A 26,244-nucleotide genomic window follows, 5' to 3' on the forward strand; every position below is an offset into this window, starting at 1 on the left:
TGGGTGTCTCAGCCCGTCCGGCGTTTGAGGACGAGGCCGTTCAGGCCGAACGGGGGTCTGGGGGCGGAGCCCCCAGGGGACGGGAATGGGTAGGGGCGGCGGGGGCGAAAGAAGTCACCAGCCCCCCCCCTCCCCCCCCCGGTCTCACCATCCGAACCGGCTTGGTCCCGCCCCACCCGACCGGGCATACTGCCCCCATGCTCACGCACACGAACTTCCTGTTTACCTATGGCAACCGGCCCACCGGCTGCCATGGTCGTGCTGCTTGAGCAACTGACAAGCGACTTCCCAGGCGCCCCGGGCCGACAAGGCCCGGGGCGTCTGCCGTTTCCGGGCCCTGCCGCTCCGGGGCACCTCCACAGAGCAGAGGAGCCCCACCATGGCCGACGTACTCGACAAGACCGGCGCCCGCACCGACGAGGCCGCCGACGTGATCACCGACGCCCGCGACCGCATCGACGCGCTCGACGACCGGATCATCGGCCTCGTGCAGGAACGGATGGCCGTGTCGGCGGTGATCCAGGAGGCCCGGATCACGTCCGGCGGCCGCCGGGTGAACCTCTCGCGCGAGATGGAGATCCTCGGCCACTACAGGGACGCGCTGGGCAAGCCGGGCACCTCGCTGGCCATGACGCTGCTGGAGCTGTGCCGCGGCCGCGTCTGAACCCGTGCACGGCGTACGCACGTACGCATGCCCTCGCATCCGTACGGCGCGTGACCGGTGCGGCGCGGGCTTCGTTGGTCATGGTGTCCGTGCCAGCCAGGGGCGGGCTCGAAGGAACCACGCGTGGCTCCGCTGGGGCGATGAGACGTACGGATCGGATCGTGCCGTACGTCATGGGACCTCGTCCCAGGGTGGTGACCGGACGGCAGGGGACAGCAGCCCGGTCACTCAAGAGAACGGTCGGCTCCGGGGACGCCCGGGGCCGACCGGCGGAATCCGTGCAGAGATGGTCCAGGCGGTCGCGAAGGCCGTCACCCACTCAGCGCGAGGCGAAAACAGCCCACCCGGGGCCCCACCCCGCGCCCCCCAAGGCTGACTACCGCCCAAGACCAGCGACGCACCCCCCGGCGCCGCTCCCCAAGCACCGGCGCCGCCCCTGACGTCGGTGCTGACGAATGAGGGCCCCGCGGATTCCGCCCCGCGGGGCCCTTCGCCACGCCTGGGACGTGTGACGCCCCGCCACTCAAGCGGTCGCCCCATGTGACCCAGCCCACATAAAAATTCTGTGAATGGAGGCACAACCATTCACAGGTTTCCCGGGTCACACCTGACGAACCAACGGCCACACCCGCGCCCCACACGCGGAGGCCTCACCCAAAATCGCGTGCCGCTCCACCGCGGCACACCGGACTTTCGAGGTCTTCATGAAGCTTCGCCGTGCCATGGCCGTTGCGGCCGCGACGGCAGCCATAGCCCCACTGGCGCTGCTTTCGGCGCCGGCCGCCTTCGCGACGGACGAGAGCTCTTCCCCCAGCGCGACGGTCTCCGAGTCGGCCAGCGAGTCGGTGTCCGCGTCCCCGACCGACACCGAGACCGAGACCGCTCCCGCGCCCAGCGACACCGCGTCGGAGTCCGCGAGCGAGACCGCTCCGGCTCCGAGCGACAGCGCGAGCCCCTCGGCGAGCGCGACCGAGTCGGCTTCGCCTTCCGCGTCGACGTCGGCCACGCCCACGCAGTCCGCCGAGCCGTCGGACTGGCCGAGCGACTGCCCCGTGGACGACGACGGCGTGGACGCCGACTCCCAGCTGTCCCTGGCCATCTCCGGGCTGCCCGGCAAGATCGTCGCGGGCAGCGGCTGGCACGCCTTCACGCTGAGCGCCGCCAACAAGAGCAGCGAGGACCTCGGTCAGGTCCAGTGGCTCGCCGCCGTCGACAACTACGCGGAGAGCGACGACGAGGACGACTGGCTGGCCACCTACGCGCAGCTCGAGTTCTTCAACCCCGCGACCAAGACGTGGGAGTCCATCGCCGACGAGGTCGGCAACGGCTTCTACTTCGGCGAGACCACGCTGGGCGCCAAGGAGACGGTCGCCATCAAGCTCCGCGTCAACATCGGCGCGGACGCCCCGGCCGGCGACGGTTACGCCCTCGGCTTCGGCGGCTACGTGGACCAGGAGAAGGACTGCGTCCACAGCTCCTTCGCGTTCTACGAGCTCACCGTCCTCGCGGCCGGCAGCAACAACGAGAACCCCGGCGAGGCCAAGCCGGGCAAGGGCGACGGACCGTCCGGCGGCAAGGAGCCGCAGGGTGGCGCCGAGGAGATCCCGGCCACCGGCAGCCTCGCCGAGACCGGTTCCTCGTCCGCCCTCCCGACCATCGGCCTCGTCGGCGGTATCGCCGTTCTCGCCGGTGCCGGTGCGGTGTTCGTGGTGCGTCGCCGCAAGTCGGGTGACGTGACCGCGTAACACGGTCGGACACAGTCCACGTAGGCGGCCTCACGCCTCGTACAAAGAAGAAGGACCTGCGCTCGGAGGGGGGCGCAGGTCCTTCTTCTTTGCCCGTACGGGGGTTACGGATTCGGCCGCACCGTCGGCATCCCCAGGAACGGCAGCTTCAGCGCGCCGAACGCGTCCGCGGGCACCATCGGGTTGCGCGGCTCCACCGGCTTCAGGCGTTCGTACGCCGCGCCCGGCGCCGGACGCGGGTCCGCCTCGCCCTTGTTGGGCCAGTACGACATCGCGCGCTCGGCCTGCGCGGTGATGGTGAGCGACGGATTGACGCCGAGGTTCGCGGAGACGGCGGCACCGTCGACGACGGAGATGCCGGGGTGGCCGTACAGCCGGTGGTACGGGTCGATCACGCCGGTCTCCCGGGAGTCACCGATCGGACAGCCGCCCAGGAAGTGCGCGGTGAGGGGCGTACCCATCAGCTCGCCCACGTTGCTGCCCGGGAAACCGTTGATCTCCGCGGCGACGGCGGACGCGGCCTCCGACGCGGCCTTGATCTGCTTGGGGTTGGGAGCACCGTGTCCCTGCCTGGCGGTCAGCAGCCCCTTCCCCGCGCCCTTCGGCTTCAGATACGTCGTCAGCGAGTTGTCCAGCGACTGCATGACCAGCCCGATGATGGTCCGCTCGGACCATCGGCGGTTGGAGAGCGAGCGGAGCACGAGGAGCGGGTGCTTCGCCGCATTCACGAGCCACCCCACCACCCTCGACGAGCCCTCCGCATACGGGACTTGGAGGATGGACAGGCCGCCCATCGCGTTCGATCCCTTGCCGTAGCGGACGGGTTCGATGTGGGTGTTCTCGTCCGGGTGGATCGAGGAGGTGATGGCGACGCCCTGGGTGAAGTCGGCCCTGGGCGTGCCGTGTTGCTTGCGGTAGCGGCGGTCGACGGTCTGTGCGCCCACCAGCGCCTCGGAGTTGGTACGGGTGAGCTCGCCCAGCCTGCCGGACATGTACGGCAGTTGGCCGCCCGCCTTCATCCGGTGCAGCAGCGTCTGCGTACCGTACGTACCGGCGGCGATGACCACCCGCCGCGCCGTGAAGGTCCGCCCCTCGCCCTTCCGCTTCTCGTCGGTGGGCAGGGTGGCGACGGCGTACCCGCCCTGCGAGTCGTCGGTGACGGACACGACGGTTGTCATCGGGTGGACGACGGCGCCCGCCTTCTCCGCCAGGTACAGGTAGTTCTCGTTGAGGGTGTTCTTCGCGCCGTGGCGGCAGCCCGTCATGCACTCGCCGCACTCCGTGCACGCCTTGCGGGCGGGTCCGACCCCGCCGAAGTACGGGTCCGCGACCTCCTCGCCGACCCGGGCCTTCACCGTCCCGTCCGCGTCCTCCCCGTCCCCGAAGAACACGCCGACCGGCGCCATGTGGAAGGTGTCACCGACGCCCATCCGCTGTGCGGCCGCCTTGAGGTGGACGTCGGAGGGGGTCATCGTCGGGTTGAGGCGTACGCCGAGCATGCGGCGCGCCTGGTCGTAGTACGGCCGCAGCTCCTCCTGCCAGTCGGTGATGTCCTTCCACTGCGGATCGTCGAAGAACGCTTTCGGCGGTACGTAGAGGGTGTTGGCGTAGTTGAGCGAGCCGCCGCCGACGCCGGCGCCCGCCAACACCATGACGTTGCCCAGGAGATGGATGCGCTGGATGCCGTACATGCCGAGCGCCGGGGCCCATAGGTAGTTCTTGATGTCCCAGGAGTTCTTCGGCAGTGCGTCACGCGTGAAGCGGCGGCCCGCTTCCAACACGCCTACGCGGTATCCCTTTTCGGTGAGCCGGAGGGCGGTGACGGAACCGCCGAAGCCCGAGCCGACGACGATGACGTCGTAGTCGTACGCGCCGTCATCCTGCTGCTGGACAGAGTTCTCCTGTGACACGTGCTGCTCTCCTCGTTGAGAACGTGGTGCGGTCTAGCGGAGCCGGAGTGCCTTCATGACCTTGAGGCTCCGGCTCATGAACTCCGCGTACTTCTCGTCGTCCATGCCGAGCGACGGCGCCATCGGCAGCAGCCGCTGGTGGGCGACGGTCTGTGCCTCGGTGTACTTGAGGATGCCCTCGGAGCCGTGGCGGCGGCCGAGGCCGGAGTCCTTCATGCCGCCCATCGGCGACTGGACGCTGCCGTAGGCGGGCGCGTACCCCTCGTTGACGTTCACGGTCCCGGTGCGCAGCCGGGCCGCGACCGCGCGCCCCCTCCGCCCGTCCTTCGTCCAGACGGACGAATTGAGGCCGTACGGAGTGGCGTTGGCGAGTTCGACGACCTCGTCGTCCGTCTTGAAGCGGTAGAGGGAGACGACCGGCCCGAAGGTCTCCTCCGTGCAGACGGCCATCGGCGCCTCGACTCCGTCGAGGATGGTGGGCTCGTAGAAGTAGGGGCCGATGTCGGGACGGGCGACGCCACCGGCGACGACCTTCGCGCCCTTCGCGACGGCCTCCTCCACATGCCGGGTCACGGTCTCCAGCTGGCGCTCCCCCACCAGCGAGCCCATGTCGGCGCCGTACGCGAGGGACGTGCCGAGCCGCATGGCCTTGGTCCGGGCGGCGAAGCGCTCCGCGAAGGCGTCCGCGATGGACTCGTGGACGTACAACCGCTCGATGGAGATGCAGAGTTGGCCTGCGGAGGAGAAGCAGGCGCGGACGGCGCCCGCGGCGGCCTTGTCGACGTCGGCGTCCTCGAGGACCACCATGGCGTTCTTGCCGCCGAGTTCGAGGGAGACGCCGACGAGACGGGCGGCGGCGCCCTGGGCGACCTCGCGGCCGGTCCGGGTCGACCCGGTGAAGGAGACGTAGTCGGCGTGCTTGACGACCTCGGGGCCGACCACGGGTCCGTCGCCGATGACGACCTGGAACACCTCGGCGGGCAGCCCGGCCTCGATGAGCAGGTCACGCGCCCAGAGGGCGGTGAGGCAGGTCTCGGTGTCGGGCTTCATGACGACCGCGTTGCCCGCGACGAGGGCGGGGATCGCGTCGCCGACCGACAGTTCGAGGGGGTAGTTCCAGGGCGCGATCTGGCCGACGACGCCGCGCGGGTGGCGCAGTTCGGTGACCTTGGTGAGGGTGGGCATGGCGCCGGCGTGCCGCTTGGGACGGAGGTAGGCGGGGGCCTTGCGTCCGTAGTGCCGCGCGGCCACGACGACGGCCTGCACCTCTTCGTGGGCGTGCAGCCGCGCCTTGCCCGTCTCCAGCTGGATCAGGTCCAGCACCTCGGCCTGGCGGGCGAGCACGAGGTCGTGGAAGCGGAGGAGAACGGCGGCGCGCTGCCGCACCGGGGTGGCCCCCCAGGCGACCTGGGCCTTCCGCGCCCGCTCGAAGGCGGTCGCGACGTCCTCGGGGGTGGACTCGGGCAGGTCGGCCAGCTTCTCGCCGGTGAACGGGGTGTGGTTGGCGGTCCGTCCGGAGCCGACGACACCCTTGGTGAGCTGGGCGACCAGCTCGGGCGTGACCACGTCGGCGGCGGTGCGGGCGCCGGTGGGGGCGGGGGCGAGGGGGTTGGTGCCGGGGGTGCCCGTGCCGGTCTTCTCGAGCTGGTCCGTGCCGGTCTTTTCCGCGGCCTGCGAGTCCGTCATGAGCCGCAGGGTATGCCGGACCGCGCCCTTTGGGTACCCGTCGGTAATCGCCTTCACCGACCGCTCACACACTGCCAGTGATCGCTGGCAACAAAGTCCCTGATCAGGGCCTTACGGGTCCGACGATCACGGATTGACGACTCCGGGCGGATCTTGGACATCCTGGCCGGAGCCCTCCGCACCCTCCGCGAACCCTGAGGTGTCCAGTGCGAAGTCGAACGGCGCGGGCACGTGCAGCGGCCGTCCGAAGGGGACGGTGGTCCGCGACCGGTAACCCTTGGCCGACGGGTCCCAGAAGGCGGTGACCTCCTGGACCTGCATGTCGAGCACGAGGTAGACGGGCACGACGCGTCCGTACGTGTCCAGCTTGTCGAGCCAGTCGGCATCCTTGGTGGAGTCGGACGTCAGTTCGGCAACCAGGGAGAGCGCGGCACCATCGGCGCGCCGGCCTTCGGCGTCGAAAGCGGCTTCGTCTGCGACAAAGAGATCGGGTCCGAAACCACGCTCGGCAGGCGGAAACACGAACAGGAACGGCGATGTCTCCGCGACATGCCCCTCAGGCGCATGAGCCTCCACCTGACTGCGCAGCCTCCGCATGGGACGCAGGTAGCGCAGCTTCGACCACGGCGACACGACGATCTTCCCCCGGATGAGTTCGGCCTTGTAGCCGTCAGGCGTGTCCAGCTCCTCGACGATCCGGAGCATGTCCTCGAAGGCTCCGGCCGGAGGGCTGTCTATGGCCGTCGGACGCTCAGTCATGATGGTCACCACGGTCCTCCCCTGATTACAGAGCGTGTCTCCGTCTCCACCATAGTGCCGGGCCATCTCGATCGCCTGCCGCCCGGCCGCTCTCGCGCCGCCACCCGGCGCACGGCCTGAGGGCCCGGCTCCCACCGCAACAGCTTCCCGGTGTAGCCGACGTCAGGGCTCAACAGACGGTCATCCGGATCGTCGCGTTCCTCAGCTCGGGGAACGTTTCATGCCACGTGCTCCGCACGCCGCGCCCGAGCATCTTGCGCAGGATGGGCCAGTGGCGGACGAGCAATTCCCCGTCGAGGTACTGGACGAAGTCGTCTCGCAAACCGTTGTTGAGAACGATCCGATACATCCCCAGCAGCAGCTTTACGTCATCGATCTTGAAGACACGCAGCCCTGACCACGCCAGATGGAGCGGCAGGTCGACCTGGCCCGCCTTCGGCCCGTGGAGCTCATCGAGCGTCGCGGGCAGGCGCTCGGCGCCATAGCCCCACCGGGACGGGATCCGGCTGCTTTCGTCTCCGTACTCGGCCACGACAGCAGTATGCCGTTCCCGCGGTGCCGCCCGCACGCGTACGGCGATCACGCGGCGGCCTCGGTCCGGTCGACGGCCCGCGCCTCCAGCTCGCACCACAGCAGCTTCCCGCCCCGTCCGAAGAGGTCGTCGCCGAGCGGATAGCCGCCCCACGCGTCCGCGTAATGGCATACGAGGAACAGCCCGCGTCCGCCGTCCGCCTCGGCGGGGATGGGGTGAAGCGGGCCGGTGCGCTTGTCGAAGGGGGGCGGGATGTGCGGGTTGGCGTCCCAGACGCTCACGCGGAGGCGGTTACCGGGCAGGGCGCGTAGGCGGAGGGTGGCGGGGCCGGTGGAGTGGCGGTAGGCGTTGGTGACGAGCTCGGAGGTCAGGAGTTCGGCGGTGTCGGTGAGTTGGGCCAGGCCGTGTCCGACGAGTACCGCCCGGAGGGTGACTCGGGCGATCCGCGGGGCGCGCGGATTCTACGGTGAACCCAACGCCGCTCAACTGGGCCCTCGAACCAACGTGCAGGTGCTGAAGGTTTTGCTCGATAGTGCAAAACCTTCAGGTATTTACCTCGTGTGAGTGACCACCACGCCAGGTGTACGGAACGGAGCGAGGACATGGCACCGAGGAGCGCGCCATCGGCGCGCCGCCTCCGCATCGGCGTCGAGTTGCGCCGGATTCGCGAGCGCGCGGGCATGACCGCGGCGGAGGCGGCTCGCGCCCTGGGTACGACGCAAGGCCAGATGAGCAACATCGAGGCCAACCGCTTCGGCGTGAGCGCCGACCGCGTCCGCACCCTCGCCCGCATCTACCGCTGCACCGACCAGCCCTTGGTGGACGCCCTCTCCGACATGGCCGCCGACCGCACCCGCGGCTGGTGGGAGGAGTACCGCGACATCCTGCCGTCACCTCACCTGGACATGGCCGAGATGGAACACCACGCCACCGCTCTACGCGTCGCGCAGGTCATCAACATCCCCGGCCTGCTACAGACCCCCGACCACGCCCGAGCCCTCTTCGGCGAAGCGGTCCCGGCGCTACGTCCTCACGAGGTCGAACACCGCGTCTCGCACCGCATCAAGCGCCAGGCGGTCCTCTTCCGGGACCGGCCGGTGCCGTACACGGCGATCATCCATGAGGCCGCCCTGCGCATGCAGTTCGGCGGCCGTGACGTGACCCGGGGCCAGCTCCGGCACCTCGCCGAAACCAGCGAACAGCCCCACATCACCCTTCGCGTCATCCCGTTCGACGGGACCTCGTTCCCGACCGCAGGTCACGGGATCGACTACGCCCACGGCCCGGTGGCCGCCCTCGACACCGCACAACTGGACACGAGCCATGGCGTCGAACTCATCGACGCTCCCGGAAAGTTGGAGACCTACCGACTCGTCCTGGACCGCATGGAGCAAGCGACCCTCAAGCCCTCACCCTCCGTGGATCTCATCCACCGGATCGCCAAGGACACCTGAGGAGAGAAACCCGTGACCGAACACCATTGGCAGAAGTCCAGCTACAGCGAATCCGCCTCCTCCTGCATCTACCTCGCCACCACCCCCACCGAAACGATCCTCCTCCGCGAAAGCGACGAACCGGAGACCATCCTCACCACCGGCCCCCGCCAGCTCCGCACCCTGATAACCATCCTGAAGAACCCGCGCCAGGGCCCGCCCAGATCAGTCACCCTCTAGGTGCAGTTCCAGCGACGCGTCTCCCGCACACCGCTCCGCAAGAACCGCGATCTGATCCAACTGCGAGATATCCGATGCGGGCGCCGCCGCCCGCCCCCGCAGCAGTTGGATCTCCTGCATGAACTGCTCCATCTGCTGCGCTGTCAGGACAAGCGACCTATAAGGGTCCACCCTTTGCAGCATCGGCGTGCCGCTTCCTTCACACATGCGCGCGAAAGAATCCGAGCCGTCCGGAACGATTTCAAGGACCTCCATTCGGCGCCCTTTCGGACTCGTCCCTTTTTGATTTATCTGCACAAGAACGACATCGACACCCATTCCTAAAGATTAAGGCATGAGCGTCGAATGGCCTTGAAGTCACCACACTGACCGCGGTGTTGCCACAAGAACCGAGGCTGTCGGTGGTGAAGCAGTCCAGAGCACCGGCCCAGTTCGTTGGCGCACCGTCGCCCGAGGAGCCCGTGGAGTCCGTGGAGTCCGTGGAGTCACGTGTGTCGACCGCGCCCCGGCGCTTCGACGGCCCCGGGCTGGACTGTTGTCGGCCTGGGTGTAGCCGTTGATCTGCTGCGGGTCGATGGGGACATACGAAGGAGACCCGATTCGCCTCATGACCAGGCCCCTTGACCTTCCCCTCATGTTGAAGGCACAGGCAAGTCACGGTATCTTCACATCACAGTCGGCACGTTTTCCCGAAATCGGCGCACACACGCAAGTGGCGAGCGCCATCCCAGAGACGGGGGGTGCCCCGTCTTCCTTGGAGAACGTCCCGATGGCCACGCCCACCGTTTCGGTGATCATTGCCGCGTACAACGCGATGCCCTATCTGACGCGGTGCATCACGTCCGTCGCCGAGCAGAGCATCGGGCGGGACCGGCTCGAGGTCATCGTCGTGGACGACGGCTCCACCGACGGTACGGCCGCCGAGCTCGAGCGACTGGTTGACATGTACCCGGCGTTGATGCGGGTGATCCACCAGGAGAACTCCGGCGGCCCCTCCGCTCCCCGCAACCGTGGACTCGACGACGCCCAGGGCCAGTTCGTGTTCTTCCTCGACGCCGACGACTATCTGGGGCCCGAGGCCCTGGAGCGCATGGTGGCGATGGCGGAGGAGAACGGCACCGACGTCGTGCTCGGCAAGATGGTCGGCGTCGGCGGACGCGGCGCGCCCACGTCCATGTTCAAGCGTGACCAGCCGAAGACGGACGTCTTCTCCTCACGCGTGTACTGGACCCTCAACCCGATGAAGCTGTTCCGCCGCGAGCTGCTGGAGCGGCACCACCTGCGCTTCCCGACCGACCTGAAGATCGGCGAGGACCAGATGTTCGTGGCCCCGGCGTATCTGCACGCCTCGGGGATCTCCGTACTGGCCTCGTACGACTGCCTGTTCTGGGTGCAGCGGGACGACGACGGCAACATCACGCTGCAAACCGGAGGCTCCGAGCTCCGGCTGCGCTTCCTGCCACGCATCGTCGACCTGATCCTGGAGAACGTTCCGCCCGGCCCGGACCGCGACCACCTCGCCCACCGGCACCTGACCGTCGAGGTGCAGCAGCTCCTCGGCCACCTGGTCCGTGAACCCCGTGAGATCCAGCAGAAGGCGCTGGACCGGCTCGCCGCCGCCATCGCACCGCTGTGGCACGACGGACTGAACGACCGGCTCTCCGCGATGGCCCGGCTCCGGCTGCATCTCGTACGACACCGGATGCTCGCCGAGGTCATCGCACTGACCGGGTTCGAGACGGAGTTGGCCAAGAGCAAGGTGGCCACGCCGGTACTCGTCGACGGCGGCAGGGCGTTCGCCCGCTACCCCTTCCTTCGCGACCCCTCCCGCTCGGTCCCCGACGCCTGCTACGACATCACCGCCCAGCTCGGCCTGCGCCACCAGGTCAGCCGGACCGAACTGCGCGGTGCCACGCTCCGACTGGCCGGGCACGCGTACTTCCACCGCGTGGCGACCGACGACGTGACCGCCGAACTCGTGCTGCGCGAGCGCGACAACGGCACGGAGTACCGCCTTCCGGTCACGCACACCGCCACCCCCGGTCTCGGCGCCGACGAGGACCAGGGGCAGTACACGTACGACAAGGCCGGATTCGAGGTCGATGTCGACATCGACACCGCCGCCGACGGCGCGCCGCTGGACGACGGGCTCTGGGACATCTCCCTGGCAGTCGGCGCACAGGGGCTGACGCGCAAGGTGCGGATCGGCGGCAAGCGGGCCGAGGACGTGTCCGGCGCGGCGGACACCCGCGTCGTGGACACCGCCCGCGGCATCCGCGCCATCACCCTCTACACCACCAAGCCGCACGGCAACTTCACCCTCGACCTCGGCGAGAAGAAGCACCGGGTGCTGCCGCATCTGAAGCCGGGTACGGTCCGCTGGAGCGCCAGCGCCCCCACCGAGCTGCAGATCACCGGACAGTGGACGCTCGGCGCATACCCGGACGGGCCGTTGACCGTGGCCCTCAGCAGCGACAGCGGTGCCACCGCCGCCTTCCCCGTCGCACCGACCGCGCACGGTGACAGGTTCACCGCCCGCGTGCCCGTCTCCGAGCTTCCCGCCGGCGTGTGGCGCGGCGAACTGCGGCTCTCCAGCTGGTCCTTCCCGCTGCCGCCGCTTCCGACGGATCTGACTCCGGCCAAGTGGCGCCGCCGGGCACTGCCTTGGTACGCGAAGCCTGCCCCCGGCGCCGACCAGCAGTTCGCGCTGCTGGTCGCGAAGACGGAGCTGGTGAAGGCGTTCTCCGGCAAGCTGAAGCCGTAAATCGCGCGGCAGGCTTTCTGGCTTGACGTTCCTTTGACCGTTCCCTCATCCATGACCTCGGTCTCCGACGCGGTCGAGAGCTGCGCGGGCGGGTTCCAGGCCACCGCGAAGGGCGAGACCGAGAAGTTCACCAAGGTCGAGGCGGAGAAGGCCTCGGGCAGCGGTGACGAGTCGGTCGCCTTCGCCGTGACCGGAGACGCGGACGCCGACGGAATCGTCGTACACGGCGAGGTCGTACGCCACGGCAGCACCGTCGCCACGTACTACTCGCTGAGCGTCGCAGATGAGCTGAGGTTTCCTCGGCGATCCTGGGTTTTCCTGGATCGCGGGAAGCGGCCCGTGGTGCATGGCTGGGTATCACTGCGCATGACCCTGGCGGCGTTCGCCGAGGACGAGGCGGCCACGGAGTACGACGTCCCCGACGAGCTCATCAAGGCCCAGGCCGACAAGCTCGCCTGAGCCGCCCTCGGATACACGCGGTCACAGCTTGTCGATGTCCAAGTTCGCGATCGCCGTCCTGGCGACTTCACGGCCGCGGTCCGTGAAGTCGCCCTTGCCCGGGTAGCTGATCGTGAGCTTGTACATGTCACCCTTGGACGACTTGTAGTAGAAGATCTTCACCTCGCGCGGCAGCGGGTTCTGGCTGTCGGTGGTCTTGTAGGCCACCGTGTTCTCGCCGGACTTCTTGCCGTGATACTTGGTTTCGACGGGTTCCGTCGTCGCACCCTCGGGCATGTCGAGCTCGTACTCGCCGCTGTCCTTGAAATCGTCGTCGTCGGCGTACATTTCGGCGGCCGCGGAGTTCTTGATCTGGCTGCTCGTGTCCTCGGACTTCTTGGCCAGGGTCAGGCCGACCCAGATGCCGCCACTCAAGTCGCTGTACGTGACCCAGTGCCCCTTGTCCGTCGTCCGGTCCGGGGTCGCTCGCTTGTAGCCCGCGGGCACCGCGAGGGTCGCGGCGACGTCGGTCTCGTGGTGCTTCTTCCAGTCGTCGGGCAGCGGCCCCGCGAACGGGTTCGCGATCACCAAGTACGCCGCCACCGCCGCCGCGACGACTACCGCACCCAGCCCGAACAGGGCCTTCCGGCCCACCCGCAGGCCCTTACCGCCGGGCACCGCGAGCTGTACGACCTGCGTGGGCTCGGGGGCGGGCGGCTCGGCGGCCTGCTCCAGCAGACGGCGGACCTGCGCCGCGCCGGGGCGGCGGGACGGGTCCTTGTTCAGCAGCCCGTTGATCACCTCCGCCAACGGCCCCTGCGCCGAAGCGGGCACCGCCGGCGTGGAGTTGAGGACGGACTGGAGGGTGGCCGGGGTGTTGCTGCGCCGGAAGGGGGAGACGCCCTCCGTGGCCGCGTACAGGACGACGCCGAGCGACCAGAGGTCGGAGGCGGGGCCCGGGCGCTGGCCCAACACCCGTTCCGGCGCGATGTATTCGGGCGAACCGACGAAGCCGCCGGTGTCCGTCAGATTCGTCTCGCCCTCGATCTGGGCGATCCCGAAGTCGGTGAGGACGACGCGGTCGTGGCTGCCGAGCAGGACGTTGTCGGGCTTGACGTCGCGGTGCAGGATGCCCGCCGCGTGTGCGGCCTCCAAGGCGCCGAGCACCTCCAGGCCGACCCGCGCCGCCTCGCGTACGCCCAGCGTGCCCTCCTGGAGGGCGGCGCCCAGCGAGCGGCCCCGCACCAACTCCATGACGATCCACGGCTGTCCGTCCACGACGGCGACGTCGTGGACGTTCACCACGGCAGGGTGATCGAGGCGGGCCGCGGCGCGCGCCTCTCGGCGCATCCGCTCGAAGGCGTTGGCACGTTCGCGCTCGGGAAGGTGGTCCGGGACGCGGGGCTCCTTGACGGCGACCTCACGGTCCACCGTCTCGTCCTTGGCCCGCCAGACCGTGCCCATGCCGCCGTGGCCGAGTTTGGCCAGAAGCCGGTAGCGGCCCGCGACGAGCCGACCGGTACCCGGCTCGTCCTGGGGAGGCACGACGGGTGTCGTCGTCCCCGCCCCCGCCTCCGGAACGATCTGGGTGGGCGCGGCATACGGATTGCCCGGGTACGGGACCCCGGACGGCTGGTGCGCCGATACCGCCGGGCGTGGCGGTTGTGGCGGTTGCAGACCAAAACTCGTCGGCTCGCCCGACCCGTTGGGAAGTCCCCCGTTGTTGCTCATGAGTCCATCCCTATCGCGGCAAGCGCTTCGGCATCCAGACCTGTCCGTCAGGAGTCACAGACCCGTGACGCGGGCCACCCTTTATCTCCCTTTTATGTCCCGTTCACGACCGTGCGAACGTGTCCACCGCCACGTCGAAGTACTCCTTCGCCTCCGCCACCCTGCCGACCGGCGCCGAGACCCACACGTCGTACATCCGGCCGTTCTCCTCCCAGCAGAGGTCGTACGTGTGCCGGGCGCCCTCCGCCATGGTGAAGCCGTCCCAGGTGAACTCCCAGAACGCGGCGGGCTGTCCGTCGTGGGCGGTCGAGGTGACGGTGCCGTCGCGGTAGCCCGGGTTCGTGGAGGGCCCCTCGGCGTGTGCGCGCCGCATCAGCGTGAGCGGGCCGCCCGGCTCGGGGTCGGACATCTTGACGCCGAGACGGAAGGTCTGCCCCGGCGACATGTAGAAGATCCGCTCGCCCTGCGGGTCACGCGTGAAGTCGTCGGGCACAGCGAGCGAGAACCCGTCCGGGTCATCGACCGTCCGGTAACCCGAGGGTGCCTCGCCGGAGGTGGCGGTCGGTGTCTGCTGCCGGGTGACGGTGACCGTGGGGACGGGGCTCGGCGACGCCACGGATGACTCGGACGACGCCGGAGTGCCCGGGGACTGCGACGCGCTCACGGTCGTCCGCGGCGTCGAACCGGCGGGCGGGGCCGGCGTACCGCCCCCGCCGTCACCGCCTTCGTTCATCAGCAGCGCCGCCGCGGACACGCCCGCCCCGGCCATGGCGGCGACCAGCGCGGCCACGACGAGCATGCGCCGCGCGGGGTACTTCGGCGCGCGGTCGAACACCGCGGCGGTGGGAGGGGAGTCGGGCGGAGTGACCGGCGAAGCCGGATGAGCGGCGGGCTTCCGTTTCGGTACGTCCCGCTGCGTGGGCGTGTACCCGGCCGACGCGGACCGCGGCGTACGACCCGTATCCCGGAACGCCCGCAGCAGCCGTTCCGCCTCCACCGCGTCGAGCCGCCGGTCCGGATCGCGCTCCAGCAGCCCCCGTACGACGGGAAGCAGCGGCGTGGCCTGCGCGGGCGGGCGGATCTCGTCCATGACGACGGCGTGCAGGATGCCGCCCAACGAGTCGCGGTGGAACGGTGATTCGCCGCTCAGCGCCGTGCACAGCAGCGCACCGAGCGACCACAGGTCGGACTCGGGGCCGGTCCTCGCCCCGGACATCCGCTCGGGCGCGGTGTATTCGGGCGAGCCGACGAAGGATCCGCTCTCGGTGAGCGTCGTCGCGCCCTCGACCTGGGCGATGCCGAAGTCGGTGAGGACGACGCGGTCGGTGTCCGCCTCCATCAGGACGTTCGCGGGCTTGAGGTCCCGGTGCAGGACGCCCGCGCCGTGCGCGCGACGCAGCGCACCGAGGAGGGCGATGCCGATCCTGGCGGCCTCGCGGGCGTCGACCGGACCGTCGGCGGAGATCCGCCCGGCGAGCGAGCCGCCGTCGATCAACTCCATGACGATGTACGGACGTTCGCCCTCTTCGACCACGTCGTGGACGACGATGATGTGCGGGTGCCGCAGCTGCGCGACCGCGCGGGCCTCGCGCAGGGTGCGGTCGCGCTGCATCCGGGCCTCGTCCCCGGAGAGCGAGTCGTCGAGGGCGAGCTCCTTCACGGCGACCTGGCGGCCGAGCAGCTGGTCGGTGGCACGCCAGACGACCCCCATGCCGCCCCGCCCGATCCTGGCCTCCAGCCGGTAACGGCCGGCGATCACCCGGACGTTGTCCCCCTCGGTCCCCATAGGCCCCATCATGCCGCACCGGACGGTCACCCTCCGGGACGGCAGGGCTCGCGGTGGCCGTCAACCGGCCTGATCCAGCCTTCTCCGGCCTTGCCCAGCCCGGGACGCCAGGACCTTGTCCGACCGCGGAATGCCAGGGCGCCTTATCCGGCCTCGGGACGCCAGCCGCGCAGGATCGTGTCGAACTGCCGGCGCGTGGTGTCCCAGTCCGCCGCGGGGGCGGACATGTAGATCGCGTACTCGACACCGCCACGGCTGAGATACGTCTGCTCGATGGCGCGGCGCTCGCCCGGGAACGTTGTCTGTCCCGGCAGCGCGGTCCAGGTGAAGTCCCACAGGGCGCCCGGGCAGTCCCGGTAGGTGTTGGGCTTCAGGGTCACCCGGTTGTAGTCGGCCAGCTTGGTCAACTGCTCCTCGAGGTCCAGCTGGTGGGCGTGCGCGGTGTCGAAGTCCGGCGAGTCGTCGACGGCGATGCGGACGAAGTGCTTGCCTCCGTCGGGCGTGTAGTCGACCTGATTGCCGTCGGCCTGCCGCTCCCAGCTTTTGCTGGGCAGAGCGAGGCTGAAGCCTTCGACGTCGGACACGCGCACCCAGGTGTCGGGCACCCCGCCGGACGGCTCCGGCTCCTGGCTCCCCACGGCGCCGGTCGCCGTGCTCGTGGGCTTCGTCGTGCTGGGCGTCGTGGCGCCGGGCTTCGCGATGCCGGGTTTCGTGGTTCCGGTCGAGGCGCTGCTGTCCGTACCGGCCGTCCGCGTGCCCTCCACGTATTTCAGCGCCACGGCACCGCCGCCTCCGATCAGCGCGGCGAGTACGACGACGAGGGCGACCGTACGACCGCGGCGGCGCTTCCTCGGAGCGACGGACCTGGGCCCGGACACCGGCTCAGGAAGCGCCGGCGTCGCTCCATATACCTCCGGTCCATGCGCCTCCGGTCCATGCGCCGCCGACCCGTGCGACACCGCCCCATGCGGCGCCGCCTCGTACGCGCCCGTCCCCATCCCACTGCTCGTATCCACATGTTGCGTCGGCACATACGCCTGCGCCGCGCTCGGCCGCCTGCCCTCCGCGGCCTCGGAGAGCATCTGCTCCGTCTCCTCCGCTCCGGGCCGTACGGCGGGATCCTTGTGTAGCAGCGCGGTGATGACGGGCCCGAGCGCACCGGCGTACCGCGGCGGCGCGGGCTCCTCTACGACGACGGCCTGCATGGTGGTCAGCGGCGTGGTGCGCCGGAACGGTGACCGCCCCTCCACCGCCGTGTACAACGTCGCGCCGAGCGCCCACAGGTCGGCGGCCGGACCGGGATCGTGGCCGCGCACCCGCTCGGGCGCCAGATAGTCGACCGAGCCGACGATCTCACCGGTGCGCGTGATGGTCGTATCACCCTCGACCTGCGCGATCCCGAAGTCGGTGAGCAGTACACGCCGGTCGGCGGACAGGAGTACGTTCCCCGGCTTCACGTCGCGGTGCAGTACACCGGCGGCGTGGGCGGCCCGCAGGGCGCGCAGCACCCACAGCCCGATCCGCGCCGCCTCGGCCGGTTCGACGCGCCCCTGTTCCTTGACCGCGTCGGCCAGCGAGTTACCCTCGACCAGCTCCATGACGATCCATGGCCGGTTGTCGTGCTCCAGGACGTCGTGGATGGTGACGACGGCCGAGTGGTTGATCCGGGCGGCGGCCCGCGCCTCGGCGTTGGTACGGGCCAGCAACACGGGTCGGTCGCTCTCCGCGACGTACAGCGCGGCGGTCAGCTCCTTGATGGCGACCGCACGGTGCAGCACCTGATCGTGCGCACGCCACACTCGGCCCATGCCACCGCTGCCGATGGATTCGACAAGCCGGTAGCGGCCCGCGAGGAGCAGGCCCTGCATCTGATTCACGTTTCCCCGCAATGGTCTTGACGAGTTCAGACTAGAGAGGGGTCACGCGCGCAGGGAACCGGCGGAGGCGTTCGGAGACCGCACTGTGACGGTTCTCCCTTCCGGGTACACGTGGGAACCGTGGGGCGTTCACGGACTCGTGGATCCTGAGAGTCACTCGGAGACGGCTCAACCGGTGACCTGATAGGTCTCCGAAGCCTGCTCGTACAGCCGTGTCACCTCGTCCCGTTCGGCCTCCGGGCCGCGCACCTGCACCACGTGGTAGCGCCCGTCGAGGATGATCGCGAGATTGCGGACGAACAGCTCCTGCCCCGCGGAGTTCTGCCAGGTGAACTGCCCCTCGGCCATGGTCCGTCCGCCCACGTCGATCCGCCGCATCCCGCTGGACGTGGCCCACGTCGAGTCGCGGAACGGCTGCAACTCGCTCTCCCGCTCCCGCTGGTACGCCAGCGGATCACTGCCGTACGTCGCGGTGCTGTCCCGTCCGGGTACGACGATGAGCTCGAAGCTGCCGTCGGAGTAGACGACCTGCCCCTGCCCGTTCTTGGGCGTGCGGTCCCAGCCGTTGGCCACGGCGATCCGGAAGCCCTCGGCGTCCTCGCGGCGGGTGAAACCCTGGGCGACCTCGGAGTCGTTGGACTGCGAGGTCGATGAACTCGAGTCGCCCGAGGGGTTGTTGTCCGCGTCGGAGCCGGGGGAGGTCTGGTCGGGCCGCGGTTCGCTGCTCGCCTTCCCGTCGGTGCCCGTGTCGGAGGAGCTCCCCGGTGCGGGGCTCACCTCCCCGGCGGAGCCGGTCCGTTGGCCGTCGGCGTCGCTGTCCGGCTTGGCCTTCGGCATGAAGACCATCGCGTACGCGACCGCCGCGACCAGCCCGAGCAGGACCAACAGGACGAGGTTCCGGCCCAGCCGTCGGGGCTTGGCCGGCCCGGCCGAGGCGGTCGGCCTGGTCGGTTTAGTCGGTTTGGTCTGCTTGTCGTGCCTTGCGCGCTTGTGGCGTGCGTGCGGGCCGGCCGCGGGCAGCCGTCGAGCGCGGCGCCTGCGAACGAGCTCACCACGTCGCCGTACGATCGGCAGCCGGCTGGGGTCGACGGGGGGCGCCGCTATGACGTGCGCGCCCGCCTCGGGCTCGGGAGCGGACCGCACGAGCGAGCGCAGCCAGCCGCGCAGCTCCTCGAAGTCGAGCCGCTCGGTGGGGTCCTGACGCAGCAGCGACTCCACCACGGGCCGCAGCGGCCCGCACTCCTCCGCGAACGCGGGCGGCTCCGCGCACACCAGCTGCACCAGCTCGGCGGTGTTCTCCTCCGGGTAGGGCGCATGGCCCTGGACGGCGCGGAAGAGCAGCGCCCCCAGCGCCCACAGGTCGGTCGCGGGCCCGATCGGCGCCGCCAACTGCCAGTTCTCATGCACCGGCCCGGCCTGCTCGGGCGCCCACCGCTCGGTCACCGGCCCGACGACGGCCATCCGGGCCTGCCGGGCACGCTCCGCGGCGAGCGCGGTGGCGGGGCCGCGACGCGGGGGCGCACCGGCGACAAGCTCGTCCCAACGGCCGTTGGGGGTCGCGGGGGCGAGGGCGGAAGCAGATGACTGACGCTGATCAGGGGTGGGAGCGGGCGTGCCGTTTCCGACTACGGGGCCGGGGATGGGGCTGAGGCCGGTGACAGGACCGGGGAGAGCGGGAAGCCCCTGACCGTTGCCGCCACCACCGCCACCGCCACCGCCACTACCGGAACGGGGCTGGGCGCCATGCCAGGCACTCGTCTGCCCGACTCCGTACGGGTCGGCGATCTGGCCGGGGGGCGCACTCTCGGGCTGGTACTCCGTGCCCGGCCCGGAGCCCTGAGCGGACGGTGCGGAGGAACCAACCTGTTGAGCGGACCGGGGCGCGGGCAGTGCGGCCGGCCCGCTCCGTTGCTGTTCCTGTACGCGGGCGGCGGCACGCGCTCCGGCACGGTACGCGGCGATGGCCCCGGCCCGCGCGGCCCGGACGTCGTCCCCGGCTTCGGGAGCCCGGCGCCCCACACCCGTTCCACCCCCGGCGGGCGGCTCGGCAACGGGAGCCCCGTTCTCGGCACGGGCCTCGATCGCGGCCCGCCGAGCGGCTTCCGCGTCGGCCCCGTGCGCACTGGCGGCCACCACTCCGAACGAAGCTCCGGCCCGCACACCGGGCGCGCCACCGCCTGGAGCACCGGCCCCGACGCCTCGGCCGGGACCTGCTCCCGCGTTGAGCGAGCCGGCGTTCCGTACCTGCGCGGCGCCCCCGCCCCCCTCACCGCCGGAACCGCGAGAGCCCCCGGAACCCGCAGCACGTCCGGAACCCTCTGAGCCTCCTGAGCCCCCCGAGCTCCCTGAGCCCCTCGAACCCTCTGCACCCTCGAAGTCCGGCACCGGTACCGGGTCGTACCCGCACAGCGCCTCCTCCGCGGCTCCGGCCGCCAGACCGGTCAGCATCACGCGGCCGTCGTCGCAGACGAGCACCGTACGCACGGTGATGTTCCGATGCACCCACCCGTGCGCGTGCAGTACCCGCAGCGCGGTGAGGACGTCGGCGGCGACCTCGGCCGCCCGATAGGGACTCAACGGCTTCTCGGCGAGCAGCGCGGCCAGCGGCCTCGCGGGCACGAACTCGCTCACTATCCACAGCGACCCGCCCTCGGCGAACACGTCGAAGACCTGGTCGAGCCGGGGATGGTCGGGGATCTGCGCGGCGGCCTGGGCGGCCTCGATCGCCCGCCGCACGGCGGGTTCGGTGGGCCGACGTGTGGTCCGCGCGGAGGCGCGCCGTACCCCGCCGTCCCGCGCCACGAACCCCTCGGGCAGCCCGTCCGCGTCGAGCACCTCCGCCTCGACGACCTCGGGCAACGGCACCTGCCGAACGAGGACTTCCTGTCCGCTGTAGGTGTCGAAGGCCCGCGTCTCGGCGAATTCGTACTCGTCCGAGGGTGGCAACGGCAGGCGGTAGCGGTCGGCGAGTACTCGTCCCGCGTAGTCGTCCACGATGCCTCCCCCGGCCGACGGGTGGTCAATTCCGTTCGCCATGCATCCCGTTACAGGCTTCGTACGGTCCGCAACCACTCACGATACGTGCCCGAGGCAACCCGCAAAGCGGGGATGCGAGATGTCACCGCCCCGTGACCGACCCCTACAACAGACACCCCGGGCGAACCGTCCCGAACTTCACGACATGAGTCCGGGCCGACACCACAGGCCGCCGCACCTCAAGGCTCCGTACCTCGAGACTCCGTACCTCGAGACTCAGCGCCTCAAGACTTCGGCTGGAACGTCGTCGTCAGCGTCTGCCACGTGTCCTCGCGCAGATCGCTGTCCCACGTGGACGCCTTCGCCGAGTACATCAGCCCGTACCCGAGAGAAGAGTTGACGACGAACCCCCGGTCGATCGACCGGTACTTCGTGCCGCTCTCCTGATAGGTGAACTCCCAGTCGGCCGTGTTCCAGCCGCGGTAGTCCACCTCCTCTATTCGCACCCGCTTGTACTGCGAGCGCGTCATGTACCGCTCCTGGTTCTTCCAGTCCGCCACCGGGTCGGACTTGGGTGTCGTCGTCCAGCCGACGAGAAGCCTCTGCCCGTCGGGCCCGGTGAACCGGACTCCCGCGGCGTCCGTGGACGCGTACTTCCACCCCTTGGGCAGCCCGATCGAGAACCCCTGACTGCCCTTGTACGTCGACACGGCGGTGGAGTCCGACGAGCCCGACGACTCCTTGCCGTCGCCGCTCGTGCCGCTCTCCTCGCTCTTGTCGCTCTCCTCGCTCGACTCACTCGTGCTCGGCGTGCTGCCCGAAGTCCCGTCAGCGACGGAACCGGTGTCGTCGTCCTTCGTGTCGCCACTGTCCTTGTCAGCGCCGCTGGTCGCGTCCTCGCCACCGCTTCCGGCGGACACTCCGCTGGACGTGGCCGCCTTGGTGTCGCCGCTCTTGCCGTCCTTCGATCCGCTGTCGTCACCGCCACCGAGGGTGAGGGCCAGCACGGTCCCGATCACGGCGAGCACCACGACCACCGCGATGATCACCAATGTCCGGCGCGGTACGACATCCGTGAGCGGCGCCCTCGGCGCGGGCCGTGGCGGCCTCTCGGGCGCCACGGGCCAGCCCGAGGCCCGCCCCGCCGAACCGGCAGCACCTCGCGCACTCGCCGCACTCGCCGAACCGGAGTTCAGCCCCACCGACGCACTGCCGCCGGCCTTCTCCGAGGCGGACACCCCGGCCTTCCCCGATACCGCGGGTCCGGCCTTCCCGCCCCGCGGCGTCGACGCATCCGCGCCCGCCGGAGCCGTCGGAGTCGCTGGAACCGCCGGAGCCGCCGAAGCCGCATCCTCACTTCCGACCGACCCTCCGACCGACCCGGAGGCCGCCGTACCGCCGGACTTCGCACGTGCCGTCGCCGCCGCGGTGGCCGCCGCCGTGGCCGCGCCGGCCGCCGAGGCAGCCTTCCGCACGGAACGCATCGCCCCCCGCAGCCGCTCCCCGGCCTCCTCGCCCCGCTTGGCCCCGGAGCCACCCGAGCCGCCCGAACTCCCCCGGCCAGAACCCTCGTCCGGCACCGGCGGCAAGGCCACGACCTTCGTCGCGTCCGGCGGCTCCGGCACGGTCTCCTTGGGCTCGGGCGCGTAGATCACCTCGTTGAGCATCACCCGCGCACGCTCGTTGTCGAGCCGCTGCTGGGGGTCCTTGGCGAGCAGTCCGTAGATCACGGTCTCCAGCGGACCCGCGTTCTTCGGCTGCTCCACCGGCTCGGTCATCACCGCGGTGAGGGTCGCGATCGCGGACCCCTTGTCGTACGGCGGCACTCCCTCGACCGACGCGTACAGCAGACCGCCCAGCGACCACAGGTCGGCCGCAGGCCCGGGCTTGTGACCGCGCGCCCGCTCCGGCGAGATGTATGAGGGCGCGCCGACGAGCATGCCGGTGGAGGTGATGGACGGGTCGCCCTCGACCTGCGCGATGCCGAAGTCGGTCAGCACGACCCGGCCGTCGTCCGCGATCAGCACGTTCGACGGCTTCACGTCGCGGTGCAGGATGCCCTCGCGGTGCGCCGAACGCAGCACGTCGAGTATCACGAGCCCCACCTCGGCGGCGCGCTTCGGCGTGAGGAGACCGTCCTCGCGGATGACCTCGGCGAGCGATTTGCCCTCGACGAGTTCCATCACGATCCACGGCCGGTTGTCCTCGTCGACCACGTCGAAGACCGTCACCGCGCCGTTGTTGCGAATCCGCGCGATCGCCTTGGCCTCACGCAGCGTGCGCGTGATCAGCCGCCGCTTCTCGTCCTCGTCGATGCTCGACGGGAACCTCAGCTCCTTGACCGCGACCGTGCGACCAAGGGTTTCGTCCTCGGCCCGCCACACCGTGCCCATGCCACCGCGGCCGAGAACATCTCCCAGCCGGTACCGCCCGGCGAGGAGACGACTGCTCTTGTCCTGACGGGATGCTCCCGCCCGCTCCGCCTCCGACATGCGTCCCCTCATGCAACCCGCCCTGACAGAGCCTCCATTGTCCCTCACCCGACAAGCGCTCAACGCCCAGGGGCCCCTCAGGAGGGGTCCCCGCCCGCCGGCGGAGCCGTGCCGTCCCCCATGATGGGCCGCGAGAAGGAAGGACCGCCGATGCCGCCGCGCCGGACACGTCGGACACTCTTGGTCATATTTGTGTCCCTGACCCTCCTCGGCCTGACCCCGACCGGCTTGCTCGGACTGACCCCGACTGCTTCCCACCCGCTTTCCCACTCCCTCATGTCCACGGCCCCGACGGGCTCCCGCACCCCCGCCACCCCCGCCACCCCCGCAACGGACGCCGCCCGCTACCTCCGCTACCTCCGCTCCCGACTCTCCCTCCTCGTCACCCGCGACAAGGCCCCGGCCGCGGCGCTACTGGCCCTCGACGATTCCGGCTCACGCTTCGCAAGCGTCGGTGACGACAACTCCGGTGACGACATCTCCGCTGCCGGCATCGCCCGCGGCGACCACTTCCGCGCAGGCAGCATCACCAAGACGTTCATCGCAACCGTGGTGCTCCAGCTGGCCGCCGAGCACCGGCTGTCCCTGTCCGACTCGGTGGACGCTCACCTTCCGGGGCTGGTGCGCGGCGCGGGCAACGACGGCCGACGTCTGACCCTGCGTTCCCTCCTCACCCACACCAGCGGTCTGTACGACTTCACCGCGGACACCAAAGGCACCGTCCCCGTCACGCCACTCCAGGCCGTACACATCGCACTCACCCACCCCCCGGCGGCCCGCGGCCGCTTCGCCTACTCGAACACCAACTACGTCGTGCTCGGCATGGTCGTCGAACAGGTCACCGGCCACTCATATGCCGCAGAGGCCGAGCGCCGCATCATCACTCCTCTCCGTCTGACAGGCACCTCCTTCCCCGGCGCCCGCGTCTCTCTTCCCTCCCCGCACGGCCGCGCCTACGCCGCCGACGGCTCCGACGTCACCGACCTCGACCCGCGCGTGGCCGGTGCGGCAGGCGAGCTGGTCAGCACGCTCGCCGACCTGAACCGCTTCTACTCCGCCCTGCTGAGCGGCGATCTGCTACCCGCGCGCCGGCTGCGCGAGATGCTCGACACCCGCACCGCACAAGGCACGTACGGCATGGGGCTCTACCCCGTGAAGCTGCCGTGCGGCACCACGGTGTGGGGGCACAACGGACGCATCTCCGGCAGCTACGTGCGCACCGCAGCCACTGTCGACGGCCGTCGTGTCCTCACCTTCCGGGTGAACATGGACGGGATCGCAGACCCTGACCTCGAACCCGCCCTGCTCGCCGCCGAGTTCTGCCCCCGCACCCGGTAGAACGGCCGAGTTTCGAGCAAAGATCCCAGCTCACGACACTCTTTCGAGTGATATCGCCCGACCCGGAACCGGTCAGAGCGGCACGATGTCCGGTGCCCCCAGCCGCGCCGCATCCGCCGTCAGGTCGTCCGGCTGGCGCTGGGACTCCCGCTCGGCCTCGACCCGCTTCTCGTAGTGCTCCACCTCGCGCTCGATCTGGTCCTTGTCCCAGCCGAGGACCGGCGCCATCAACTCGGCCGCCTCACGGGCGCTGCGCGTGCCGCGGTCGAAGGTCTCTATCGAGATGCGCGTCCGCCTGGTCAGGACGTCGTCCAGGTGCCGGGCGCCCTCGTGCGAGGCGGCGTAGACGACCTCGGCCTTGAGATAGTCCTCGGCGGCCGGCAGCGGCTCGCCCAGGGAGGGGTCGGCCGCGATGAGGTCGAGGACCTCTTCGGCGAGCGCCCCGAAGCGGTTCAACAGATGCTCCACGCGCACCACATGGAGCCCGGTGCGCTGCGCGATCCGCGCTCGCGCGTTCCACAGCGCCCGGTAGCCCTCGGCGCCGAGGAGCGGGATGTCCTCGGTGACGCACTCGGCGACCCGCTGGTCGAGGCCGTGCACCGCCTCGTCCACCGCGTCCTTGGCCATCACCCGGTACGTCGTGTACTTGCCGCCCGCCACCACCACGAGCCCCGGCACCGGATGGGCCACGGTGTGCTCGCGCGACAGCTTGCTGGTGGCGTCCGACTCACCGGCGAGCAACGGCCGCAGCCCCGCGTACACGCCCTGTACGTCGTCGCGCGTCAGAGGCACCGCGAGCACCGAGTTCACATGCTCCAGCAGATAGTCGATGTCCGCGCTGGACGCCGCCGGGTGGGCCTTGTCGAGGTCCCAGTCGGTGTCCGTGGTGCCGATGATCCAGTGCCGCCCCCAAGGGATCACGAAGAGGACGGACTTCTCGGTGCGCAGAATCAGCCCCGTGGTGGAATGGATCCGATCCTTCGGTACGACCAGGTGGATGCCCTTCGAGGCCCGTACGTGGAACTGGCCCCTCTCCCCCACCATGGCCTGGGTGTCGTCGGTCCACACCCCCGTCGCGTTGACGACCTGTCGGGCGCGGATCTCGTACTCCCCGCCGCCCTCGACGTCCTGCACCCTGGCGCCCACCACGCGTTCGCCCTCGCGCAGGAAACCGGTCACCCGGGCGCGGTTGGCGACCTTCGCGCCGTACGCCGCCGCCGTGCGCACCAAGGTCGCCACATAGCGGGCGTCGTCCATCTGTGCGTCGTAGTACTGCAGCGCTCCGACCAGCGAGTCCTTCTTCAAGGCGGGGGCCACGCGCAGGGCATGGCTGCGGGTCAGATGACGGTGCGTGGGCAGGCCGCGCCCATGTCCGCGCGCCATCGACATGGCGTCGTACAACGCGACGCCCGATCCCGCGTACAGCCGCTCCCAGCCCTTGTGCTGGAGCGGATAGAGGAAGGCCACGGGCTTCACGAGGTGTGGTGCGAGCCGTTCGAGAAGGAGTCCGCGCTCCTTCAGGGCCTCGCGTACGAGTGCGAAGTCGAGCATCTCCAGATAGCGCAGGCCGCCGTGGATCAGCTTGCTGGACCTGCTCGACGTGCCCGATGCCCAGTCACGCGCCTCGACCAGGCCCGTGGACAGGCCACGCGTCGCGGCATCGAGCGCGGTACCCGCGCCGACCACGCCCGCGCCCACGACCAGCACATCCAGCTCACGCTCGGCCATTCCCGCCAGGGACTCGGCGCGCTCCGCCGGCCCCAGTGTCGCTGTCCTCACCGCTGCCTCCCGCTGTCTGTAGCGCTGGCCGCACCTGTCCGGCGACGCCCGGCTCACATGCCCCCCTGCCCAAAGTCTGACCGTGTTGCCCGTC

General features: G+C 70.2%; 20 protein-coding genes. 7 read left to right on the forward strand and 13 right to left on the reverse strand.

Annotation, left to right across the window (positions count from 1 at the left end; all coding sequences use genetic code 11):
- The first annotated feature begins 337 nt into the window (after positions 1–337).
- Complete coding sequence (locus ACX28W_RS30735; RefSeq protein ID WP_459003132.1) at positions 338–664, forward strand: chorismate mutase; 327 nt, start codon at positions 338–340, stop codon at positions 662–664.
- Between the two features lie 601 nt (positions 665–1,265).
- Here the strand turns inward: ACX28W_RS30735 and ACX28W_RS30740 are convergent.
- Positions 1,266–1,763 (reverse strand): hypothetical protein, encoded by a 498-nt coding sequence (locus ACX28W_RS30740; RefSeq protein WP_459003050.1) that lies wholly within the window; start codon positions 1,761–1,763, stop codon positions 1,266–1,268.
- Here ACX28W_RS30740 and ACX28W_RS30745 point away from each other — a divergent pair.
- Complete coding sequence (locus ACX28W_RS30745) at positions 1,732–2,409, forward strand: LAETG motif-containing sortase-dependent surface protein (RefSeq protein WP_459003051.1); 678 nt, start codon at positions 1,732–1,734, stop codon at positions 2,407–2,409. The two genes, ACX28W_RS30740 and ACX28W_RS30745, sit on opposite strands and share 32 nt — an antisense overlap.
- Before the next feature lie 104 nt (positions 2,410–2,513).
- On the opposite strand, the gene ACX28W_RS30750 is transcribed toward ACX28W_RS30745, so the two are convergent.
- The 5 genes from ACX28W_RS30750 to ACX28W_RS30770 form a co-directional block, all read right to left on the reverse strand.
- Complete coding sequence (locus ACX28W_RS30750; RefSeq protein ID WP_459003052.1) at positions 2,514–4,319, reverse strand: GMC family oxidoreductase N-terminal domain-containing protein; 1,806 nt, start codon at positions 4,317–4,319, stop codon at positions 2,514–2,516.
- A gap of 33 nt (positions 4,320–4,352) precedes the next feature.
- The gene (locus tag ACX28W_RS30755; RefSeq protein ID WP_459003053.1) at positions 4,353–6,005 is read right to left on the reverse strand and encodes a succinic semialdehyde dehydrogenase; all 1,653 of its coding nucleotides are present in this window, start codon (positions 6,003–6,005) and stop codon (positions 4,353–4,355) included.
- Between the two features lie 126 nt (positions 6,006–6,131).
- Positions 6,132–6,764 (reverse strand): Uma2 family endonuclease, encoded by a 633-nt coding sequence (locus ACX28W_RS30760; RefSeq protein WP_459003054.1) that lies wholly within the window; start codon positions 6,762–6,764, stop codon positions 6,132–6,134.
- A gap of 169 nt (positions 6,765–6,933) precedes the next feature.
- The gene (locus tag ACX28W_RS30765; protein WP_459003055.1) at positions 6,934–7,296 is read right to left on the reverse strand and encodes a hypothetical protein; all 363 of its coding nucleotides are present in this window, start codon (positions 7,294–7,296) and stop codon (positions 6,934–6,936) included.
- Between the two features lie 47 nt (positions 7,297–7,343).
- On the reverse strand, positions 7,344–7,739 hold the full coding sequence (locus ACX28W_RS30770; protein WP_459003134.1) for an ATP-binding protein: 396 nt from the start codon (positions 7,737–7,739) through the stop codon (positions 7,344–7,346).
- A 159-nt stretch (positions 7,740–7,898) separates the two neighbouring features.
- Here ACX28W_RS30770 and ACX28W_RS30775 point away from each other — a divergent pair, with 159 nt between their 5' ends.
- Complete coding sequence (locus ACX28W_RS30775; protein ID WP_459003056.1) at positions 7,899–8,750, forward strand: helix-turn-helix domain-containing protein; 852 nt, start codon at positions 7,899–7,901, stop codon at positions 8,748–8,750.
- 12 nt (positions 8,751–8,762) lie between these two features.
- Complete coding sequence (locus ACX28W_RS30780; protein WP_459003057.1) at positions 8,763–8,969, forward strand: DUF397 domain-containing protein; 207 nt, start codon at positions 8,763–8,765, stop codon at positions 8,967–8,969.
- Here ACX28W_RS30780 and ACX28W_RS30785 read toward each other — a convergent pair.
- A complete protein-coding gene (locus ACX28W_RS30785) occupies positions 8,955–9,287 on the reverse strand; it encodes a hypothetical protein (RefSeq protein ID WP_459003058.1) in 333 nt (110 codons plus the stop codon). The two genes, ACX28W_RS30780 and ACX28W_RS30785, sit on opposite strands and share 15 nt — an antisense overlap.
- A 451-nt stretch (positions 9,288–9,738) precedes the next feature.
- Between ACX28W_RS30785 and ACX28W_RS30790 the strand changes: the two genes are divergently transcribed.
- Positions 9,739–11,733 (forward strand): glycosyltransferase family 2 protein, encoded by a 1,995-nt coding sequence (locus tag ACX28W_RS30790; RefSeq protein ID WP_459003059.1) that lies wholly within the window; start codon positions 9,739–9,741, stop codon positions 11,731–11,733.
- A 51-nt stretch (positions 11,734–11,784) separates the two neighbouring features.
- Positions 11,785–12,192, forward strand: a complete 408-nt coding sequence (locus tag ACX28W_RS30795) for a hypothetical protein (protein ID WP_459003060.1) — start codon at positions 11,785–11,787, stop codon at positions 12,190–12,192.
- Positions 12,193–12,213: 21 nt separating this feature from the next.
- Here the strand turns inward: ACX28W_RS30795 and ACX28W_RS30800 are convergent, their stop codons facing one another.
- From ACX28W_RS30800 to ACX28W_RS30820, 5 genes are all read right to left on the reverse strand, one after another.
- On the reverse strand, positions 12,214–13,902 hold the full coding sequence (locus ACX28W_RS30800; protein ID WP_459003061.1) for a serine/threonine-protein kinase: 1,689 nt from the start codon (positions 13,900–13,902) through the stop codon (positions 12,214–12,216).
- Between the two features lie 103 nt (positions 13,903–14,005).
- Positions 14,006–15,688, reverse strand: a complete 1,683-nt coding sequence (locus tag ACX28W_RS30805) for a serine/threonine-protein kinase (protein ID WP_459003062.1) — start codon at positions 15,686–15,688, stop codon at positions 14,006–14,008.
- A gap of 143 nt (positions 15,689–15,831) precedes the next feature.
- Positions 15,832–17,556, reverse strand: a complete 1,725-nt coding sequence (locus ACX28W_RS30810) for a serine/threonine-protein kinase (RefSeq protein ID WP_459003135.1) — start codon at positions 17,554–17,556, stop codon at positions 15,832–15,834.
- Positions 17,557–17,733: 177 nt separating this feature from the next.
- Entirely contained in the window at positions 17,734–20,601 is a 2,868-nt protein-coding gene (locus tag ACX28W_RS30815; protein WP_459003063.1) for a protein kinase, read from the reverse strand.
- A 224-nt stretch (positions 20,602–20,825) separates the two neighbouring features.
- On the reverse strand, positions 20,826–23,033 hold the full coding sequence (locus tag ACX28W_RS30820) for a serine/threonine-protein kinase (protein ID WP_459003064.1): 2,208 nt from the start codon (positions 23,031–23,033) through the stop codon (positions 20,826–20,828).
- A 150-nt stretch (positions 23,034–23,183) separates the two neighbouring features.
- Here ACX28W_RS30820 and ACX28W_RS30825 point away from each other — a divergent pair, with 150 nt between their 5' ends.
- Positions 23,184–24,371: a serine hydrolase domain-containing protein gene (locus ACX28W_RS30825; protein WP_459003137.1), complete on the forward strand. Its 1,188-nt coding sequence runs from the start codon at positions 23,184–23,186 to the stop codon at positions 24,369–24,371.
- A gap of 72 nt (positions 24,372–24,443) precedes the next feature.
- Here ACX28W_RS30825 and ACX28W_RS30830 read toward each other — a convergent pair whose 3' ends face one another.
- Positions 24,444–26,150 carry a glycerol-3-phosphate dehydrogenase/oxidase gene (locus tag ACX28W_RS30830; RefSeq protein ID WP_459003065.1) on the reverse strand — a complete coding sequence of 569 codons (1,707 nt, stop codon included), beginning with the start codon at positions 26,148–26,150 and terminating at the stop codon, positions 24,444–24,446.
- Positions 26,151–26,244: the final 94 nt, after the last annotated feature.

The organism is Streptomyces sp. SD15 (genome assembly GCF_054462255.1).

Bases quoted from the DNA above. Each gene is read 5' to 3' on its own strand.
- ACX28W_RS30795 (WP_459003060.1), top strand. From the start codon at position 11,785: ATGACCTCGGTCTCCGACGCGGTCGAGAGCTGCGCGGGCGGGTTCCAG.
- ACX28W_RS30825 (WP_459003137.1), top strand. From the start codon at position 23,184: ATGCCGCCGCGCCGGACACGTCGGACACTCTTGGTCATATTTGTGTCC.
- ACX28W_RS30800 (WP_459003061.1), bottom strand. From the start codon at position 13,902: ATGAGCAACAACGGGGGACTTCCCAACGGGTCGGGCGAGCCGACGAGT.
- ACX28W_RS30760 (WP_459003054.1), bottom strand. From the start codon at position 6,764: ATGACTGAGCGTCCGACGGCCATAGACAGCCCTCCGGCCGGAGCCTTC.
- ACX28W_RS30820 (WP_459003064.1), bottom strand. From the start codon at position 23,033: ATGTCGGAGGCGGAGCGGGCGGGAGCATCCCGTCAGGACAAGAGCAGT.
- ACX28W_RS30785 (WP_459003058.1), bottom strand. From the start codon at position 9,287: ATGGGTGTCGATGTCGTTCTTGTGCAGATAAATCAAAAAGGGACGAGT.
- ACX28W_RS30815 (WP_459003063.1), bottom strand. From the start codon at position 20,601: ATGGCGAACGGAATTGACCACCCGTCGGCCGGGGGAGGCATCGTGGAC.
- ACX28W_RS30810 (WP_459003135.1), bottom strand. From the start codon at position 17,556: ATGCAGGGCCTGCTCCTCGCGGGCCGCTACCGGCTTGTCGAATCCATC.
- ACX28W_RS30755 (WP_459003053.1), bottom strand. From the start codon at position 6,005: ATGACGGACTCGCAGGCCGCGGAAAAGACCGGCACGGACCAGCTCGAG.
- ACX28W_RS30790 (WP_459003059.1), top strand. From the start codon at position 9,739: ATGGCCACGCCCACCGTTTCGGTGATCATTGCCGCGTACAACGCGATG.
- ACX28W_RS30775 (WP_459003056.1), top strand. From the start codon at position 7,899: ATGGCACCGAGGAGCGCGCCATCGGCGCGCCGCCTCCGCATCGGCGTC.
- ACX28W_RS30805 (WP_459003062.1), bottom strand. From the start codon at position 15,688: ATGGGGACCGAGGGGGACAACGTCCGGGTGATCGCCGGCCGTTACCGG.
- ACX28W_RS30740 (WP_459003050.1), bottom strand. From the start codon at position 1,763: ATGGCCAGGGACAGCTGGGAGTCGGCGTCCACGCCGTCGTCGTCCACG.